We start from the raw sequence: 17,243 nt of genomic DNA on the forward strand, positions 1-17,243 counted from the left end.
CTTCCGGTGCGGGGCCAGGCACCCCGCCCCGGCGAGCGTAACCGAGCGGCGGGGGCCGACCCCCGTACCGTGTCCGCGGCCGGTGCGATCATGGGGCCATGTCTGTTCGGGTGCTGGCCATCGGCAAGAAGCATGAGGCGTGGGTCGTCGACGGGATCGACCGCTACGAGCGGCGTCTCAAGAAGCCCTACGACCTCTCGTGGCGTCTGCTGCCGCACTCCGCGCGGCAGGAGGAGGCGGCGCGCACGGAGGAGTCGGACCGGATCCTGAGCGCGGTCGGCGCGGACGAGCACCTGATCCTGCTGGACGAGCGGGGGACGGCGTTCGACTCGCCGGGCCTGGCGCGGCACCTGCAGAGCCGGTTCGACGTCGGCGCCCCGGTGACGATGGTCATCGGAGGCGCGTACGGGGTGGACGCCCGGGTCCACGCCCGCGCGGACCGCGTCTGGTCCCTGTCCCCGCTCGTCTTCCCGCACCAGCTCGTGCGGCTGATCCTGGCGGAGCAGGTCTACCGGGCCCAGGAGATCTCCGCCGGCCGACCGTACCACCACGCATGAGCGAGCCCGCGGAGACCGCAGCGGACGCGCCCACGCCCGCGGCCGACGTCGTCCTGGGCCGGTTCACCGAGCCCACGCGCGCCTGGTTCACGGGCGCGTTCGAGGCCCCGACGCCGGCCCAGCTCGGCGCGTGGGACGCGATCTCCTCGGGGCGGCACGCGCTGGTGATCGCGCCGACCGGCTCGGGCAAGACCCTCTCCTCCTTCCTCTGGGCGCTCGACTCGTTCGTGCGCGAGCCCGCCGCCGAGGGGACGGCGGCCACCCGCGTCCTCTACGTCTCGCCGCTGAAGGCGCTCGGCGTGGACGTGGAGCGGAACCTGCGGGCCCCGCTGGTGGGCATCACGCAGACTGCCGCGCACCAGGGCAGGCCCGTGCCGCGCGTCCGGGTGGGTGTGCGCTCCGGGGACACCCCGGCGGCCGAGCGGCGGCGTCTGCAGCAGGATCCGCCGGACATCCTCATCACCACGCCCGAGTCGCTGTACCTCATGCTCACCTCGCAGGCCCGCGCGGCACTGGCCGGGGTCCGCACGGTGATCGTGGACGAGGTGCACGCCGTGGCCGGGACCAAGCGCGGGGCCCACCTGGCCGTCTCCCTCGAGCGCCTGGACGCCCTGCTGGACGCCCCCGTGCAGCGGATCGGCCTGTCCGCCACGGTCGAGCCGGCCGCCGAGGTGGCCCGGTTCCTCGGCGGCACACAGCCGGTGACGGTGGTGCGGCCCGCCTCGGCCAAACGCTGGGACCTGACGGTCACGGTGCCGGTGCCGGACCTGACGGACCTCTCCTCCCCCGCCGCAGCCCACGACCTGGGGCCCGGCTCCTCGACGGGCGGGCTCGGCGACGAGGGCGCGGGGTCGGGCGGGTCCATCTGGCCGCACGTCGAGGAGCGGATCGTGGATCTGGTGGCCGAGCGGCGCTCGACGCTCGTGTTCGCCAACTCCCGGCGCCTGGCCGAGCGCCTCACCGGTCGGCTCAACGAGATCTGGGAGGCCCGCGCCGAGGCCGCCGCCGCGGCCGAGCACCCGGACGCCGTCCCCGGCTTCCGCACGCCGGATCCGACCGGCTTCCACGGCCCCGCCCAGGTGGCCGGGCAGACCGGCACCGGATCGGGCACCGTCTCCGACTTCGCCCGCGCCCACCACGGCTCCGTGTCCAAGGAGCAGCGCGCCATCGTCGAGGAGGCGCTGAAGACCGGCCAGATCCGCTGCGTCGTGGCCACGAGCTCGCTCGAGCTGGGCATCGACATGGGCGCGGTGGACCAGGTGATCCAGGTGGAGTCGCCGCCCTCGGTGGCCTCCGGCCTGCAGCGCGTGGGCCGCGCCGGCCACCAGGTGGGCGAGGTCTCCCGCGGCGTGTTCTTCCCCAAGCACCGGGGCGACCTCGTGGACACCGCCGTCGTGGCCGAGCGCATGACGGCCGGGCGCATCGAGTCGCTGCGGATCCCCGCCAACCCGCTGGACATCCTCGCCCAGCAGACCGTGGCCGCCGTCGCCGTCGCGGACCTGGACGCACAGGAGTGGTTCGACCTCGTGCGCCGGTCCGCGCCGTTCGCCACGCTGCCGTTCTCCGCCTACGAGTCCGTGCTCGACCTGCTGGCCGGCCGCTACCCCTCGGACGAGTTCGCCGAGCTGCGCCCGCGCATCCTGTGGGACCGGGAGAACGGCACCCTCGCCGCCCGCCCCGGCGCCCAGCGTCTCGCGGTCACCTCGGGCGGCACCATCCCGGACCGCGGCCTGTTCGGGGTGTTCCTGGCCTCCGACGGCGGCGCGGACGGCGCCCCCGGCGGCGCGGCGGCCGGGGACACGGCCGAGTCGGCGGGCACCGCGTCCGCGGGCTCGGCCCGCTCCGGCGGGCGCCGGGTCGGCGAGCTCGACGAGGAGATGGTCTACGAGTCCCGCGTGGGGGACGTCATCCTGCTGGGCGCCACGAGCTGGCGGATCGTGGACATCACCGCGGACCGCGTCCTGGTGCTGCCCGCCTACGGGCAGCCCGGCAAGCTCCCGTTCTGGCGGGGCGACGCCGCGGGCCGGCCGGCGGAGCTGGGTGACGCCGTCGGGCGCTTCCGCCGCGAGCTGGACGCGGACCCCGAGGCCGGCCGCACCCGGCTGGCCGCCGCGGGCCTGGACGAGTGGGCGCGGGACAACCTGCTGAAGTACCTCGCCGACCAGCGCGAGGCCACCGGTGTGCTGCCCACCGAGCAGACGCTCGTGGTGGAGCGGTTCACGGACGAGCTCGGCGACTGGCGCGTCGTGCTGCACTCCCCCTACGGCATGGCGGTGCACGCCCCGTGGGCGCTCGCGGTGGGGGCGCGGCTGGCGCAGCGGTACGGGCTGGAGACCGGCTCGGGCGCGGCGATGGCGGCCGACGACGGGATCGTGCTGCGCATCCCGCTGATGGACGTCGAGCCGCCGGGCGCGGAGCTGTTCGAGTTCACGGCCGAGGAGCTGGACGAGATCGTCACGGCAGAGGTCGGCGGGTCCGCGCTGTTCGCGGCCCGGTTCCGGGAGAACGCGGCCCGGTCCCTGCTGCTGCCGCGCCGTGACCCCGGGCGGCGGACCCCCCTGTGGCAGCAGCGGCAGCGGTCCGCGCAGCTGCTGGACGTGGCGCGGAAGCACCCGCGGTTCCCCGTGATCCTGGAGACCGTGCGCGAGGTGCTCCAGGACGTCTACGACCTCCCTGCGCTCAAGGAGCTCGCGGGGCGGGTGGCCTCGCGGGCCGTCCGGCTCGTGGAGGTCACGACGACGGCGCCCTCGCCGTTCAGCCAGTCCATCCTGTTCGGCTACATCGCGCAGTTCATCTACGAGGGCGACTCCCCGCTGGCCGAGCGCCGCGCCGCCGCGCTCTCCCTCGACCCGGCACTGCTGTCCGAGCTGCTGGGCACGGAGGAGCTGCGCGAGCTGCTGGACGCCGGGGTCATCGCGGAGGTCGAGGCCCAGCTGCAGCGGCTCGCGCCCGACCGGCGCGCCCGCGGGGTCGAGGGCGTGGCGGACCTGCTGCGCCTGCTGGGACCGCTGTCCGTGGCCGAGGCCGCGCGGCGCACACGGGCCGAGGGGGAGGCGGAGGAGGCCGCGGACGAGGCCGCCGTCGCCGGCATGCTGGCGGAGCTCGAGCGCGCCGGCCGCGCGTTCCGCCTGCGCCAGGACGGGGTCGAGCGGTTCGCGGCCGTCGAGGACGCCGCCCGCCTGCGGGACGCGCTCGGCACGCCGATCCCGCACGGAGTGCCCACCGCGTTCCTCGATCCGGTCGACGACCCGCTCGGGGACCTCGTGGGCCGCTACGCCCGCACCCATGGCCCCTTCACCGCCGCCGAGGCGGGGGCCGCGCTGGGGCTGGGGGGCGCCGTCGTGCTCTCGGTGCTGCAGCGCCTGGCCACCGAGCGCCGCGTGAGCACGGGCGCGTTCCGGCCGGAGGGCACCCCTGGAGCCGCCGGCCTGAACGCCGAGTGGTGCGACGCCGAGGTGCTGCGGCGGATCCGCATGCGCTCCCTCGCCGCGCTGCGCGCCGAGGTCGAGCCGGTGGACCAGGCCGCGTACGCCCGGTTCCTCGCCGACTGGCAGCACCTGCGGCCGCGGACGGGGCGCGACGGGGCCTGGCGGCCGCCGGCCACGCTCGAGGGCGTGGACGGGGTGGCCACCGTCCTGGACCAGCTGGCCGGCACGCCCCTGCCCGCGAGCGCGTGGGAGTCCCTCGTGCTGCCCGCCCGCGTGCGGGACTACGCCCCCGCCCTGCTCGACGAGCTGCTGGCCACGGGCGAGTACGTGTGGTCGGGCGTCGGGGAGGCCGCCGGCAACGACGGCTGGGTGGCCCTGCACCCCGCCGACGCCGTGGACCTCACGCTGCGCCTGCCCGAGCCCACCGAGGCGCCCCCGGCCGACGCCGCCCTGCGTGCGGCCGTGCTCGAGGTGCTCGCCGGCGGCGGGGCCTGGTTCTTCCCCCAGCTCGTGGAGCGGGTACGGGCGGCGCAGGCGGCGGGCGACGACGGCGGCACGGAGGCTGCAGGCGGGGCGGGCGGCCCCGACCCGCACCGCGACCCGGCCGACCTGGCCCGCGGCCCCGCGGTGCTGGGCGCGCTGTGGGGCCTGGTGTGGGACGGCCGGGTCGGCAACGACACGTTCGCCCCCGTCCGCGGCCTGCTCTCGCTCGGCAAGACCGCGCACCGCACCGGACGGCAGACGCCGCGGGCCCGCACCGCGCGGACGGGCGGGGCCGCGGGGGCGGCGGCCGGGCGCGGGCTCGGCGGGCGGCTGGCCGGGGTGCGCGGGCGTGGCCGGTATGCGGGGCTCGCCTCGCCCGAGGGCGGCGCCCGGGGCTCGCCCGGCCTCGCGGCGGGGACCGTCGGGCTCTCGGCCGCGGAGCAGGCCCGCTCGGCCGGCCGCTGGTCCCTGCTGCCGGCCGCCGAGCAGGACCCCACGATCCGCGCCCACGCCACCGCCGAGCTGCTGCTGGACCGGTACGGCGTGATCACGCGCGGCTCCGTGGTGGCCGAGGAGGTCCCCGGCGGATTCGCGGGGCAGTACCGGCTGCTCACCCGGATGGAGGATGCGGGCCAGGTGCGCCGCGGCCACTTCGTCGACGGGCTGGGCGGCGCGCAGTTCTCCACCGGCGCCGTCGTGGATCGGCTGCGAGGGTTCCAGCGGGACGAGGAGGACGCCGCCGTCGACGCCGCCCCCCTCGCCCTCGCCCTGGCCGCGACGGATCCGGCGAATCCCTACGGCGCCGCGCTGGACTGGCCGTCCGTGCCGGCCGGGCCGGACGGCGTCGTGCCCACGGGCCACCGCCCGGGCCGGAAGGCGGGCGCCGTCGTCGTGCTGATCGCGGGGCGGCTGGCGCTCTACATGGAGCGTGGCGGGCGCACGCTGCTCGCGTTCACGGAGGAGCCGGGCGAGCTGCGGGCAGCGGCGGAGGCGCTCGTGTGGGCGCTGCGCACCGGCCGGACCGAGCGGCTGAGCCTGGAGAAGGTCAACGGCGGGCCCGTGCTCGGCACGCCGCTGGCCGAGGCGCTGCTGGCCGCGGGGTTCTACTCGAGTCCATCGGGCATCCGGTTCCGGAACTGAGAGCTCGTGTCCGTCCGTCCGCAACGCGGGTTGAGTTGTCACGGGTCCCGCCGCCGACCACCCGCGACAACTCAACCCGCGTTGCCCGGGGTGGCCCTGTCGCGACGGCGGGTCCCGGGGGTAGGTTCGGCCCATGAGCATCGACGCCGCCCCGCCCGAGGACGTGGGCACCGCCCCCACGGGCACGTCCCCCGCCCCCGAGGCCCTCGAGGACTCATTGCCGCACCCCTCGGACCCCTCCGTCACCCCGTTCCTCCTGTTCGAGGGTGACGCCGGTGCGGCCATGGACGCCTACCTCACCGCGTTCGTGGAGCACCTGCCGGTCACCGAGGTCCGCCGCGACCTCTTCGACGACTCCTCCCCGCGCGGCGCCGCATGGGCGGGCAAGGTCCTGCACGGCGAGCTCGAGATCGCCGGCCAGCGGCTGCGGTTCTTCGACTCCTTCACCCCGCACGGGTTCACGTTCACCCCGGCCATCAGCCTGTTCGTCGAGCTCCCGGACGCCACCGCGGTGGACGCGATCCACGACGCCTTGATCGCCGGCGGCGGCCGGGACTACATGCCGCCCGACGACTACGGCTTCTCGCGCCGCTTCGCGTGGGTCGGGGACCGCTTCGGCGTGACCTGGCAGCTCAACGCGGCCTGAGCCGGTGACGGCCCGTGCCTGAAGGCGACTCCCTCGTCCGCGTCGCGCACCGGCTCCGCCCCGTGCTCGAGGGCCGGGTCCTGACGCACGCGGATCTGCGCGTGCCCCGCCACGCCACCGCGGACCTGACCGGCTGGACGGTGGCCGAGGTCCTGCCGCGAGCCAAGTTCCTGCTGATGCGGCTGACCCCGCCCGCGGCCCGCCCCGGCGCCCGTGCGCTCACCCTGATCTCGCACCTGAAGATGGAGGGGCGCTGGCTCGTCTCGGCCGTCGACGCGCGGTGGGGCGCCCCCGCCTGGCAGGTGCGGGCGGTGCTGGAGACGGCGGAGCACCGCGTGCTCGGCGCCCAGCTGGGCCTGCTCACCCTCGTGCCCACTGCCGACGAGGCCACCGTCCTCGGCCACCTCGGCCCCGACCTGCTGGACCCGGCCTGGGACACGCCCGACGACGGTGCCGCGCTGCTCACCGAGGGGGTACGGCGACTCACGGCCCGGCCCGAGCGGCCGGTCGGCCTGGCCCTGCTCGACCAGCGGCTCGTCTCCGGGATCGGCAACATCTACCGCTGCGAGACCCTCCTGCTGGCCGGGATCGACCCGCATCGGCCGATCGGCGAGGTCGAGGACGTCGCCGGACTCGTGCTGCTCGCCCGGGACCTGCTGCGCGCCAATGTCCCGCCCGCCGCCCCCGCCGCGGGCGCCCGGCGCCGGACCACGGGCGTGCGTCCCAACCCGGGGCGACCCTTCGGGGTCGAGGTGCTGGTCCCGGCCGGTCCGCCACCCGGCACGGCACCCGGCCGGACGGCCGGCGCGCGCGGCGGGGGGACGCCGTCGTACTGGGTCTACGGGCACGACCGCGCCCCGTGCCTGCGCTGCCGCGGCCCCGTCCGCCAGGAGGACTACGGCTCCCCCGAGGACGACGCGCGGCGGCTGTGGTGGTGCCCGCACTGCCAGCGCTGAGCCGGACGCGCCCGAGCGGTGGCCACGTGTGGTCCCCGTTCCCTACGCTGAACCCGCCCCGACCCGAGGAGGAGTCATGGCCGACCCGTTCCCGAAGGACCCGGAGGGCGCCGTCGTCGCGCTCGTGCTGGCCGGCGGCACCGGCGGCCGCCTCATGCCGCTCACCGCGGCCCGCGCCAAGCCGATGGTGCCGCTGGCGGGCCAGTACCGGCTGATCGACGTCGTGCTGTCCAACCTGGCCCACTCGCGCCTGCGGGACGTGTGGGTCGTGGAGCAGTACCGTCCCTTCACGCTCAACCAGCACCTGGCCGGCGGCCGGCCGTGGGATCTCGACGGCACCCGCCACGGCCTGCGGCTCCTGCCTCCCGCGCAGGGCCGCGCCGAGGAGGGCTTCGCCCGCGGCAACGGCCACGCGATCGCCCAGCAGCTGCCGCTGCTGGAGCAGTTCGGCGCCGAGACCGTGGTGGTGCTCTCCGCGGACCACCTGTACCAGCTGGACCTGCGCCCCGTGCTGGCCGAGCACGCCCGCTCCGGCGCCGAGCTCACCGTGGTCACCACCGAGACGGACGAGGACCCCTCGCGCTTCGGCGTCGTGCAGGTGGACGACGACGGCGCCGTGACCGACTACGCCTACAAGCCGGAGGACCCGGCGGGCACGCTCGTGGCCACCGAGGTGTTCGTGTTCGACGTCGCCGCGCTCTCCGAGGTGGTCGGCGACCTCGTGGCGGGCGAGGACGAGACGGCCACCAAGGACGAGGGCGAGACCGATGAGGACGGCGACCCCGTGGGCTCCTCCCTCGGCGACTACGGGGAGAGCATCATCCCGGCGTTCGTGGCGCGCGGACGCGTGCGGGAGCACCGCCTGGTGGGGTACTGGCGGGACATCGGCACCCTGGACGCGTACGTCCGCGCCCACCGGGAGATCCTCGAGGGCACCGGCCTGGACGTCGCCGCCGAGGGCTGGCCGCTGATCACCAACCCCCACCAGGCGCCGCCGGCGTGGGTGGCCCCGGACGCCCGCGTCTCCGGCTCGCTGCTCAGCCCGGGCTGCCGGATCGAGGGCGAGGTGTCGGACAGCGTGGTCGGCCCCGGGGTGGTCGTGGTGGCCGGCGCCACGGTGCGCGGCAGCCTCCTGCTCGGCGACTGCGAGGTCCCCGCGGGCGCGGTGCTGGACACCGTGGTGGTCGACGTCGGCGGGGCGGTCCCGGCGCACGAGGTGACGGGGCGCGCCGCGCCGGCCGAGGAGGTCGTGGTGCTCACCCCGCAGGACCGGGGCCCGGCCGAGGACGAGACCACCGGCTCCGGCCGGCCCGGCCGGTCGGACTGAGCGGCGCCGGTCGGACGCAGCCGCGCCGGGCTGGGAGGATGGACCCGTGGCCGCCCCCTCTCCCCTCCCCCCGCGCAACGGCGTCAACGCCACGCGCCTGCGCCTGCCCGCCTCCGGCTGGCCCACCGCGCAGGACTACGTGCTCCACCGGTTCGGTCACGTGGACCCGGACGGCATCCGCGCGCGCTTCGCCCGCGGCGAGGTCGTGGCGGCGGACGGCACCGCACTGACGCCGGCGACGCCGCTCGGCGTGCACGACGACCTCTGGTACTACCGGGACGTCCCCGACGAGGCCCCGCTGCCCGTGACGCACACGCTCCTGCACCGCGACGAGCACCTCGTGGTCATCCACAAGCCGCACTTCCTGCCCACCACCCCGGGCGGCCGCTTCGTCCAGGAGACCGCGCTGGTGCGGCTGCGCAACGAGCTCGGCCTCGACGACCTCGTGCCCCTGCACCGGCTCGACCGGGCGACGGCCGGCGTCGTGATGTTCTCCGCCAACCCGGCCACCCGCGGCGCCTACCACCTGCTCTTCGAGCGGCGTGCCGTGGCCAAGACCTACGAGGCCGTGGCGCTCTTGCCGGACGCCCCCGACGACGGCGCACGCGGCCCCGGCGCCCCGGCCGACCCCGTCCTGGGGCGGTTCCCGCTGACCGTGCGCAGCCGGATCCGCAAGGACAAGGGGATCCTGCGCTCCGTCGTGGAGGAGATCCCGCCGGCCGCATCGGGACGCCGGGCGGGCGCGCCGGTGCGGACCCGGCGGTCGAACCGGCCCCACGCCGGGGCGAACGCGGAGTCCCGGGTGGAGCTGCTGGGCGTCGGCGTCTCCGCCGGGACCCTGGCGGGGCGGCGCGTGGCACACCTGCGGCTCACCCCGCGCACGGGCCGCACCCACCAGCTGCGCATCCACCTGGCCGCCCTGGGCCTGGGCATCGCGTTCGACCCGTTCTACCCGGACCTGCTCGACCTCGCCCCGGACGACGTCACACGGCCCCTGCAGCTGCTCTCCCGGTCGCTGCGCTTCACGGACCCGGTGACGGGCGCCGAACGGGAGTTCACCTCCCCCGCCGAGCTGCAGGAGCGACCGCGGTGACGGGCGGGGACCCGGCCGCCCTGATGGACGCGCTCGGCGCGTGGTTCCACCCGCTCACCGCGCTGCTCGTGGCCCTGGACGCCCCGATCCCGCCCGTCCCGTCGGAGGTGGTGGTCATCGGCTCGGGGGCGCTCGCGGCGGAGGACCGGGTCTCCCCCGTGGCCGCGGTGCTGGCGGCGTGGCTGGGCTGCTGGGCCGGGGACGTCGGCCTCTACGCGCTGTTCCGTCACGGCCTCGCCGACCGCCTGGACCGCTGGGCGTGGTGGCGGCGGATCCACCGAGGGATCCGGACCCTGTTGGTGCGGGTGGGCCCGGCGGGCAGCCTGGCGGGGCTGTCCGTGCTGCGGTTCGTCTCGGGCGGACGGACGGCGTCGATGGCGGCGGCCGGGATCGGCGGGATCCGCTGGCCCGTGTTCCTGTGGCTGTCCGGGGCGGGCTCGCTCGCGTGGTCCGGGTCCATGGTGGGGCTCGGCTGGATCACCGGCCGGGCCACCGGCCTGCCGTGGTGGGCGTCCGCGGTGGTCGGCATGGTGTTCGGTACCCTTGCAGGGTTGATGATCGCGGGGATCGTGGCCCACCGTCGCCGGGGCCGGAAGGGGTGAGCATGCAGGACGCGTCCTCCGAGTCCCGCGCCGCCCTCGAGCGCCTCCGGAACGCCTCGGCGCCCCGTCCCGACGACGACGCGACGCGTGCCCCCGCCGCGCGCCCCCGCCGCGCCCTGGCCGCGCCCGGGGAGATCTCCCGCCGCGATCTGCGACGTCACGAGCGCGCCCTGCGCTCGGGCCGACCCGAGACCGCCGCCGAGCGCCGCGTGCGCGAGGACCGCCGCGCGGACGTGCACCGCGCCATGGACCGCCTGCGCACTCCGGGCGCTCCCGCCCAGCAGCGCCCCCGCCGCGACCTCAGCGAGATCCTGGACCGCCTCGGCAGCCCGGACCTCGCCCGTTTCACCGACCCGCTCGTCGGCACGGTCGAACGCATCCTCCCCGCCCCGGGGCGGGACCCGGAGAAGGCCGCGGAGGCCGCACGCCGCCGCACCGCGGCCGAGGAGCGCCGGCGGGCCCGCCTGCGAGCCGGCCGGGAGCGCGCCGCCGAGGCCGCCCGTCGCCGGGCCGCTGAGCATGAGCGGCTCGCCGCCGAGGCCGCCGCCGCCGCCCAGGCCCGCGACGCCGCCCGGGCTCGCGACGCCGCCGCCCTCCAGGCACGCCTCGACGAGGAGGCCCGCCGGGCCCGGGCCGTGCGGGTGGCCCGCCGCCGCCGCGAGGAGGAGAAGCTGCGCCGTCGGCGTGACGCCGAGCGGCGCCGTCGGGTGGCGGCCGAGGAGAAGGCCCGCGCCGCCGCCGAGGCGGAGGCCCGCCGCCGGGAGCGGGAGGAGCGGCGCCGCCGGGAGGCGGAGGTCGCCGCCGAGCGCGCCCGCGTGCAGGCGGAGCGGCGGGCCCGCGAGGAGGCCGCGCTCGCCGAGCGGGAGCGGCTGCGGCTCGAGGCGGAGGCGGAGGCGGAGCGCCATCGGCAGGCGGCCGAGGCCGAACGCCGTCGCCTCGAAGCCGAACGCATCGAGGCCGAGCGGCGCCGTCGGGCCGAGGAGGCCGAGCGGCGCCGTCGCGAGGCGGAGGAGGCCGCCCGCCTCGAGGCCGAGCGACGTCGTCGCCAGGCCGCACGCGTCCGCGCCCACACCGTGCTGCACGCCGAACGCGCCCTCGCCCAGGCCCGGCTCCTCGAGGACCGCGCCCGGGAGGCCGAGCGCCGCGCGGCGGAGGACGCCGCCCGCCGCCGCCGCGAACACGAGGAGCGGGAGTCCCGCGCGCTCGCCCGGGCCGCGCGCGAGCTCGAGGGCCCCGAGGTCTTCCCGGCCGCCGCCGACCGGCCGCTGCTGTCCGACCCGGAGGAGCGGCTCACCGATGAGGAGCTGTTCGCCCGGGCCCGAGTGGCCCTGCCCGAGTGGCGGCGGCGGCAGCGACTGTCCACGAAGGCGCAGGCCGTCCGGGCCGAGGCCATCGCCCACTCCTCGGCGGGGCCGGTCACGGGCGCCCTTCCCCTGATCCCCGGCTACACCCCCGCCCCGCCCGAGGAACCGGCCGGCTCACCGACCCCTGCGGACCGGCGCGGCCAGGCGCTGCTGACCGTCGTGTGGGCGCTGTTCGTGCTCTCCGGTGCGTGGGGCCTCGGTCTGGCCGGGCGCGTCCCGGGGCTCGCCGCGCTCGACGCCGGCGCCTATCCGTTCACCGCCGACGGCCGACACGGCCCGGGCGCGAGCGTGTTCGGGCTGTCCCCGCTGCACCCGGCGATCTGGCCGGTGCTGTGGCTGCTGACCGGGATGTACGTGCTGCGGCAGTGGGGACGGGGCCAGGGCGCGGCGCCGCGGCATCGCCGCATCCGGGGCGCGGTCGCGGGGACCCTGCTGGCGCTGGCGCTGTGGTTCCCCCTGGCCGTCCTGGCCCCCGGGGGCCTCGACGTCGTCCCGTGGCTGCTCGCCCTGGTCCTCATGCTCGGCGTGGTCCGGCGGCTCGGCGCACGCCCGGCGGCCCGCCGCGTCGCACGGGTGGCCGAGGACGGCGCGCTCGGCGTGCTGCTGGGCACCCTCCTCGCCGGCGCGCCCACCGCGGTGGGTGCCGCCCTCCACGCCTGGGGTGTGCACGTCGACTGGTTCCCGACTGAGCTGCTCGCCCTGCTGGTGCTGGTGGCCCTGCTGCTGGCGGCCCTGCGCCTCGTCCTCGGGGGGCGCGGCCGCATGGGTGTGGCCCTGGGCATGGCCTGGACCCTGCTCTGCCTCGCCCTGCCCCGCCTGCTGCCCAGCCCGCTCGGGGCACAGCAGAGCGCGTGGGTGGGCTTCGCGGCCGCCTTCGGGGCGCTGCTGCTGCTCACCACCGCGGCCGTGCGCCGCTCCTGGGTCCGCCAGATCGAGCGCGACGCCGCCCGCCGGCCGCTCCCGGCCGGCGCCTGAGCCCGACCCCGTTCAGCGCCCGGGCCCAGCGGGCACCGGGACCCACCGGCCGCCGTCGCGCCGGAGCACGTCCAGCCGGCCCGTCACGGCGACGCCGGACACCGCCTCCGCCATCCGCCGCGCCACCTCGGCGGCCTCGGCGTCCTCGCCGGCCCGGTGCGAGCCGGCCACCGTGAAGCGCAGCACGATCCGCGGGACGCGCGCGACGACCTCGATGTCCTTGGCCGCGAGCACATGCGTGGCCTGGACGGCCGCCTCGGCCAGGTCCATGACCTCTTCGGGCCGGTGGCTGGGCAGGAGGTCGCCGATCTGCAGGCGGGCGCGGTAGGAGGGCATGGGCCCAGGGTAGGGGTGGCCGCAGCAACGGTGACGACTTCCCTCGTCGCACGGGCCGGGCCCACCCTTCCGCCCGCGGCGGACGCGTGCCCTCCCGTGTCCGGACCCGCTCGTAGGCTGGGGCGCATGACTCAGACCGCCACCCCGCAGACCGCCGCCCCCGCCGTGCCCGCGATCTTCGAACCGATCGAGATCAACGGCGTGCGCGTGCGCAATCGCCTGATCCTGCCGCCGATGTGCCAGTACTCGTGCGAGGCGCGCGACGGCGTCCCGCACGGATGGCAGTTCCAGCACCTCGGAGCCCGCGCGGCCGGCGGCTTCGGGATCGTGGTGGCCGAGGCCACCGCCGTCACGCCCGAGGGGCGCATCTCCCCGTGGGACACCGGCCTGTGGAACGACGAGCAGCGGGACGCGTGGGCGCCGATCGCCGAGTACATCGCCTCCGAGGGCGCCCTGCCCGCCATCCAGCTCGGCCACGCCGGCGCCAAGGCCTCGACCGTCCCCATGCACCCGGGCGCGCCCGCCGGGCAGCCGATCCTCGAGGGTCCCGACTCCTGGGAGACCCTCTCCCCCTCCGGCGTGGCCACCAACTCCATGGAGATCCGCACCCACGCGATGCGGGTGGATGAGATCCGGGAGACCGTCCAGGCCTTCGCCGACGCCGCCGAGCGCGCCGACCGTGCCGGCTTCGGCGCCGTGCAGCTGCACGCCGCCCACGGCTACCTCATCCACCAGTTCCTCTCGCCGCTGACCAACACCCGGACCGACGAGTACGGCGGGGACTTCGAGGGCCGCACCCGCTTCCTCAAGGAGGTCGTGGCGGCCGTGCGCGAGGTGTGGCCCGCGGACAAGGTCCTGGGCATCCGCATCTCCGGCTCGGACTGGGTCGAGGGCGGCTGGAGCATCGAGGAGACCGTCCGCCTGGCGCAGGAGCTGCAGGGGCAGGTGCACTGGTTCGACCTGTCCTCCGCGGGCATCGGGGACACCTACGAGGGCCCCCAGGGCCCGGGCTATCAGGTGCCGCTGGCCACCGCCGTGAAGGAGGGCACCGAGGGGATCGTGGTGTCCGCCGTCGGCTCGCTGACCGGCGCCGAGGAGGTCGCGGCCGTGGTGGACGAGGACCGCGCCGACGCCGTCTGCGTGGGCCGCGCCGCCCTGGCGAACCCGAACTGGCCGACCGCGGCCGCCCTCGCACTCGACGTCCCCTCGGAGCAGGTGCCGATGGCCCGGCAGTACTTCCGCGCCAAGTGGTGAGCGGAACACGCGGGACCCGGTGTGCCCCCGGCGCGGAACTCCGGTAGAACAGAACCATGAGCGTGCGCACCCCCGACCCGAATCCGGGCTGGCTGTCCGACGAGGACCTCTACGAGGCCCGGCGTCGGCTGCCCATGGTGTATGTGGAGGCCATCCCGGTGCGGCTGGACTCCCTCGGCTACGTCACCGAGATCGGCCTGCTCTACGTGGCGGACGAGACCGGCACGTTCCAGCGGACGTTCGTCTCCGGCCGCGTCCAGTACCGGGAGACCATCCGCGCCGCGCTGATGCGCCACCTGGAGAAGGACCTCGGCCCGCTCGCCTTCCCGCAGCTGCCGCCGTCGGTGGTCCCCTGCACCGTCGCCGAGTACTTCCCGGCGCCGTCCGAGACCGGGCTGACGGACGACCGCCAGCACGCCGTGGCCCTGGTCTACGTGGTGCCGGTGACGGGTGAGTGCCAGCCGCGCCAGAACGCGCTCGAGCTGACCTGGCTCACCCCCGAGGAAGCCCTCGGCGAGGACATCCAGGCCGAGTTCATCGGTGGCCGCGGGGACCTGGTGCGCCAGGCCCTCGCCCACGTGGGATGGGGGCGCTGAGCATGGCACCGGTCGTCGGCGGCTATCTCCGCCATCTGAAGTCCCAGGACGTGCAGCCCGGGGACAGCTTCCTGACCCGCCGCGGCGAGCCCGCCCCGCCCGTGGCCTCGACCCGGGTGATGCGGGACGACTTCGGCACCCCCGCGCTCGTGATCGCCACCCTCGAGGGCGGCCGCGAGGTCAAGATCGCGCACGGCTCCGTGATCCGGGTCCGCACGGACCGCCCGGAGGAGCGCAGGGCCGTCCCGGACACCACGTTCTCCCCCGTGGACGCAGGGTCCCCCGAGGAACGGATCGTCGCCGTCGGCAAGCGCCACCTCGAGGACACCGAGCTGACCGCCACCGCGGCCCGGCTCTCCCACGGGTTGAACCTGCGCTCCGGCTCCCAGCTGGAGGACGTGTTCGGCATGGCCGAGCGGCTCTACCTGCTGCACGAGGACACCGAGGGCACGCTCGCCACCCTGGGCCTGCTGACGAACCTGCCGTGGGACGGGGCCGTGGGGCGGTGGAAGTCCATCCAGGCCGCGCTGTCCCTGGCGGCGCTGATCCTGCGCGAGGAGGGCGAGCACATCGCCGCCGCCAACCTCGGCCGGCGCCTGCTCGAGGCGGACGAGGTCCCCTCCGAGCCGGGCCGGGCGGCCCGGGTGCTCGAGGTGCGCCAGCGCCAGCTCAACGAGCCGCCGCTCTACGACCGGGAGATCTCCCGCGCCCTGCAGGCCCGCGACGCCGAGGCCGAGTATCAGTGGCGCCGCGCCCGGTTCGACCAGCTGCTCTACCTGCGCGCCCGCGGCGGCTCGGAGACGCTCACGGACGCCGATCTGGATTCTCGGATCGCCCGGGAGCTCGGCACGCTGCGCACCCTCGCCGACGAGCTCGAGGCGAAGGCCGCCACGCGCCGGTGAGGCCCGTCCGCGGGACGGGCGTCGAGGGCCGGCCCCGTCCCCGGTGACACGCCGTCGGGGTCCGGTTCGTGTGGCGCACCTCACTTTCCAGCGCCTGTCGGGGCTATGCTCCCGGCATGACCGGCTCCGCACCCGCCCAGCTCCGCCCCCTCCGCGCCACGGACGCGCCCGCCGTCCTGGCGGCCTTCCACGCGGGCACCGTCGGCATGGCCGACCCCGGGGAGGTCACCGACGAGGCCTCCGCCCGCGCCTACGTCGACGGACTGGTCCAGGCGGAGGGGACGGACGCCGTCGCCGTGGTGGAGCGCGGGACGGACGCGCTGATCGGCCTGGTCGCCGTCGTGCGCGACGAGGCGCACGGCAGCGGCGCGCTCACCGCCTGGCTGCATCAGGGCTGGCGCGGGGACGCGATCATGTCGCGTGCGGCGACCACCGTGGCGGACGCCGAACTGGCCGAGGGCGGCCTCGAGCGGATCGAGCTGGCCCACCGGGCGGACAGCCCGACGGCGGGGGCCGTCGCCCGGGCCGCCGGGCTCCGTCACGAAGGCATGCAGCGCGGCCGCCTCCGCGCGGGCGGGCGGCGGCTCGACGTGCACCGCTACGGCCGGCTGGCCACGGACCCGCTGCCCGAGGAACGCGTCCGTCCTCTGCCGTGGGCCTCCGACGCCCGCCCCTGGGCCGACCGCTGACCGCGGCCCGCCCCCGACGACGCCCCACGACGCCGCCACGCCCTTCCGGCCCGATGCCCCGCTAGTCTGCCGAGATGACCACCCCGACCGACGCCGTCCCGAGCCCGCACCCACGGCCGTTCCTCCTCGTCCAGACGCGCCCCGAGGACGACGCCGCGGCCGCCGAGGTCGAGGCCGTCGAGCGGCTCGGCGGCTACCCGGAGGGCCGGCTGCGGGTGCTGCGCCTGGACCGCGTCGTGCAGCGCCCGGACGTGGCCACGGACGGTCTGGACTGGGAGGCGGAGCTCGCGGACGTCGCCGCCGTGATCCTGCCCGGCAGCCCGTTCACGGGCACCGATCCCGAGGAGACCAAGTCCCCCGTGCAGCGCGCCGTGGAGGCGGAGCTGGGCCGGATGCTCGACGTCGTCCGGCGTCGCGACCTGCCGTTCCTCGGCTGCTGCTACGGCGTCGGCACGCTGGGCCGGCACGCCGGCGGCGTCGTGGACAACGCGTACGGCGAATCGGCCGCGCCCGTCGAGGTCACGCTCACCGACGAGGGCGCCGCGGATCCGCTGCTGGCCGGGGTGCCGCGCACATTCGCGGCGTACGTCGGCCACAAGGAGGCGATGAGCGCGCTGCCGCCCGGCGCGGTGCTGCTCGCCGCGGGCGCCGACTGTCCCGTGCAGATGTTCCGGCTCGGCACCCGCCAGTACGCCACCCAGTTCCACCCGGAGCTGGACCAGGCCGGGATCCTCGAGCGCCTCGAGATCTACCGCGACCACGGGTACTTCGCGCCGGGCGAGTACGAGCCCACGGTGGCGGGGCTGGCTGCCGTCGACCCCGAGCACCCGCGCCGGATCCTGGCGAACTTCCGCACACTGTTCGGCTGAGCCGCCCGCCCCACCCCGTAGCGTGG

The 17,243-nt window shown here is 76.7% G+C and carries 14 protein-coding genes; 13 read left to right on the forward strand and 1 reads right to left on the reverse strand.

Going from position 1 to position 17,243, the window contains the following annotated elements; all coding sequences use genetic code 11:
• The first annotated feature begins 98 nt into the window (after positions 1-98).
• From ACUXPL_RS10875 to ACUXPL_RS10910, 8 genes are all read left to right on the forward strand, one after another.
• Positions 99-557 (forward strand): 23S rRNA (pseudouridine(1915)-N(3))-methyltransferase RlmH, encoded by a 459-nt coding sequence (locus ACUXPL_RS10875; RefSeq protein ID WP_180536852.1) that lies wholly within the window; start codon positions 99-101, stop codon positions 555-557.
• Entirely contained in the window at positions 554-5,608 is a 5,055-nt protein-coding gene (locus ACUXPL_RS10880; protein ID WP_454183795.1) for an ATP-dependent helicase, read from the forward strand. Before ACUXPL_RS10875 ends, ACUXPL_RS10880 begins: the two co-directional genes overlap by 4 nt.
• 133 nt (positions 5,609-5,741) lie before the next feature.
• Entirely contained in the window at positions 5,742-6,254 is a 513-nt protein-coding gene (locus tag ACUXPL_RS10885) for a VOC family protein (RefSeq protein WP_454183797.1), read from the forward strand.
• 14 nt (positions 6,255-6,268) lie between these two features.
• The gene (locus tag ACUXPL_RS10890; RefSeq protein WP_454183799.1) at positions 6,269-7,210 is read left to right on the forward strand and encodes a DNA-formamidopyrimidine glycosylase family protein; all 942 of its coding nucleotides are present in this window, start codon (positions 6,269-6,271) and stop codon (positions 7,208-7,210) included.
• Positions 7,211-7,286: 76 nt separating this feature from the next.
• A complete protein-coding gene (locus ACUXPL_RS10895) occupies positions 7,287-8,537 on the forward strand; it encodes a glucose-1-phosphate adenylyltransferase family protein (RefSeq protein WP_454183801.1) in 1,251 nt (416 codons plus the stop codon).
• Between the two features lie 46 nt (positions 8,538-8,583).
• Complete coding sequence (locus ACUXPL_RS10900) at positions 8,584-9,630, forward strand: pseudouridine synthase (protein WP_454183803.1); 1,047 nt, start codon at positions 8,584-8,586, stop codon at positions 9,628-9,630.
• Positions 9,627-10,232, forward strand: coding sequence for a DedA family protein (locus tag ACUXPL_RS10905; RefSeq protein ID WP_454183805.1), 606 nt, complete (start codon positions 9,627-9,629; stop codon positions 10,230-10,232). Before ACUXPL_RS10900 ends, ACUXPL_RS10905 begins: the two co-directional genes overlap by 4 nt.
• Positions 10,233-10,234: 2 nt before the next feature.
• Complete coding sequence (locus ACUXPL_RS10910) at positions 10,235-12,571, forward strand: hypothetical protein (protein ID WP_454183807.1); 2,337 nt, start codon at positions 10,235-10,237, stop codon at positions 12,569-12,571.
• 12 nt (positions 12,572-12,583) lie between these two features.
• Here ACUXPL_RS10910 and ACUXPL_RS10915 read toward each other — a convergent pair whose 3' ends face one another.
• Positions 12,584-12,907 (reverse strand): hypothetical protein, encoded by a 324-nt coding sequence (locus tag ACUXPL_RS10915; protein WP_454183809.1) that lies wholly within the window; start codon positions 12,905-12,907, stop codon positions 12,584-12,586.
• A gap of 126 nt (positions 12,908-13,033) precedes the next feature.
• Here ACUXPL_RS10915 and ACUXPL_RS10920 point away from each other — a divergent pair, with 126 nt between their 5' ends.
• From ACUXPL_RS10920 to ACUXPL_RS10940, 5 genes are all read left to right on the forward strand, one after another.
• A complete protein-coding gene (locus ACUXPL_RS10920; protein ID WP_454183811.1) occupies positions 13,034-14,161 on the forward strand; it encodes an oxidoreductase in 1,128 nt (375 codons plus the stop codon).
• Positions 14,162-14,217: 56 nt separating this feature from the next.
• The gene (locus ACUXPL_RS10925; RefSeq protein WP_036316089.1) at positions 14,218-14,757 is read left to right on the forward strand and encodes an NUDIX hydrolase family protein; all 540 of its coding nucleotides are present in this window, start codon (positions 14,218-14,220) and stop codon (positions 14,755-14,757) included.
• Positions 14,758-14,759: 2 nt separating this feature from the next.
• Positions 14,760-15,659: a DUF6707 family protein gene (locus tag ACUXPL_RS10930; protein WP_454183813.1), complete on the forward strand. Its 900-nt coding sequence runs from the start codon at positions 14,760-14,762 to the stop codon at positions 15,657-15,659.
• Positions 15,660-15,775: 116 nt separating this feature from the next.
• The gene (locus ACUXPL_RS10935; RefSeq protein WP_454183815.1) at positions 15,776-16,348 is read left to right on the forward strand and encodes a GNAT family N-acetyltransferase; all 573 of its coding nucleotides are present in this window, start codon (positions 15,776-15,778) and stop codon (positions 16,346-16,348) included.
• A gap of 74 nt (positions 16,349-16,422) precedes the next feature.
• Positions 16,423-17,217: a glutamine amidotransferase gene (locus ACUXPL_RS10940; RefSeq protein WP_454183817.1), complete on the forward strand. Its 795-nt coding sequence runs from the start codon at positions 16,423-16,425 to the stop codon at positions 17,215-17,217.
• The last annotated feature ends 26 nt before the right edge of the window (positions 17,218-17,243 follow it).

This window comes from Micrococcus sp. 140720015-1 (assembly GCF_053627595.1).

What these genes read in the sequence shown, in the direction of transcription:
- ACUXPL_RS10910 (WP_454183807.1), top strand. Translation starts at nt 10,235, where the DNA reads ATGCAGGACGCGTCCTCCGAGTCCCGCGCCGCCCTCGAGCGCCTCCGG.
- ACUXPL_RS10940 (WP_454183817.1), top strand. Translation starts at nt 16,423, where the DNA reads ATGACCACCCCGACCGACGCCGTCCCGAGCCCGCACCCACGGCCGTTC.
- ACUXPL_RS10895 (WP_454183801.1), top strand. Translation starts at nt 7,287, where the DNA reads ATGGCCGACCCGTTCCCGAAGGACCCGGAGGGCGCCGTCGTCGCGCTC.
- ACUXPL_RS10935 (WP_454183815.1), top strand. Translation starts at nt 15,776, where the DNA reads ATGACCGGCTCCGCACCCGCCCAGCTCCGCCCCCTCCGCGCCACGGAC.
- ACUXPL_RS10925 (WP_036316089.1), top strand. Translation starts at nt 14,218, where the DNA reads ATGAGCGTGCGCACCCCCGACCCGAATCCGGGCTGGCTGTCCGACGAG.
- ACUXPL_RS10885 (WP_454183797.1), top strand. Translation starts at nt 5,742, where the DNA reads ATGAGCATCGACGCCGCCCCGCCCGAGGACGTGGGCACCGCCCCCACG.
- ACUXPL_RS10930 (WP_454183813.1), top strand. Translation starts at nt 14,760, where the DNA reads ATGGCACCGGTCGTCGGCGGCTATCTCCGCCATCTGAAGTCCCAGGAC.
- ACUXPL_RS10915 (WP_454183809.1), bottom strand. Translation starts at nt 12,907, where the DNA reads ATGCCCTCCTACCGCGCCCGCCTGCAGATCGGCGACCTCCTGCCCAGC.
- ACUXPL_RS10920 (WP_454183811.1), top strand. Translation starts at nt 13,034, where the DNA reads ATGACTCAGACCGCCACCCCGCAGACCGCCGCCCCCGCCGTGCCCGCG.
- ACUXPL_RS10880 (WP_454183795.1), top strand. Translation starts at nt 554, where the DNA reads ATGAGCGAGCCCGCGGAGACCGCAGCGGACGCGCCCACGCCCGCGGCC.
- ACUXPL_RS10875 (WP_180536852.1), top strand. Translation starts at nt 99, where the DNA reads ATGTCTGTTCGGGTGCTGGCCATCGGCAAGAAGCATGAGGCGTGGGTC.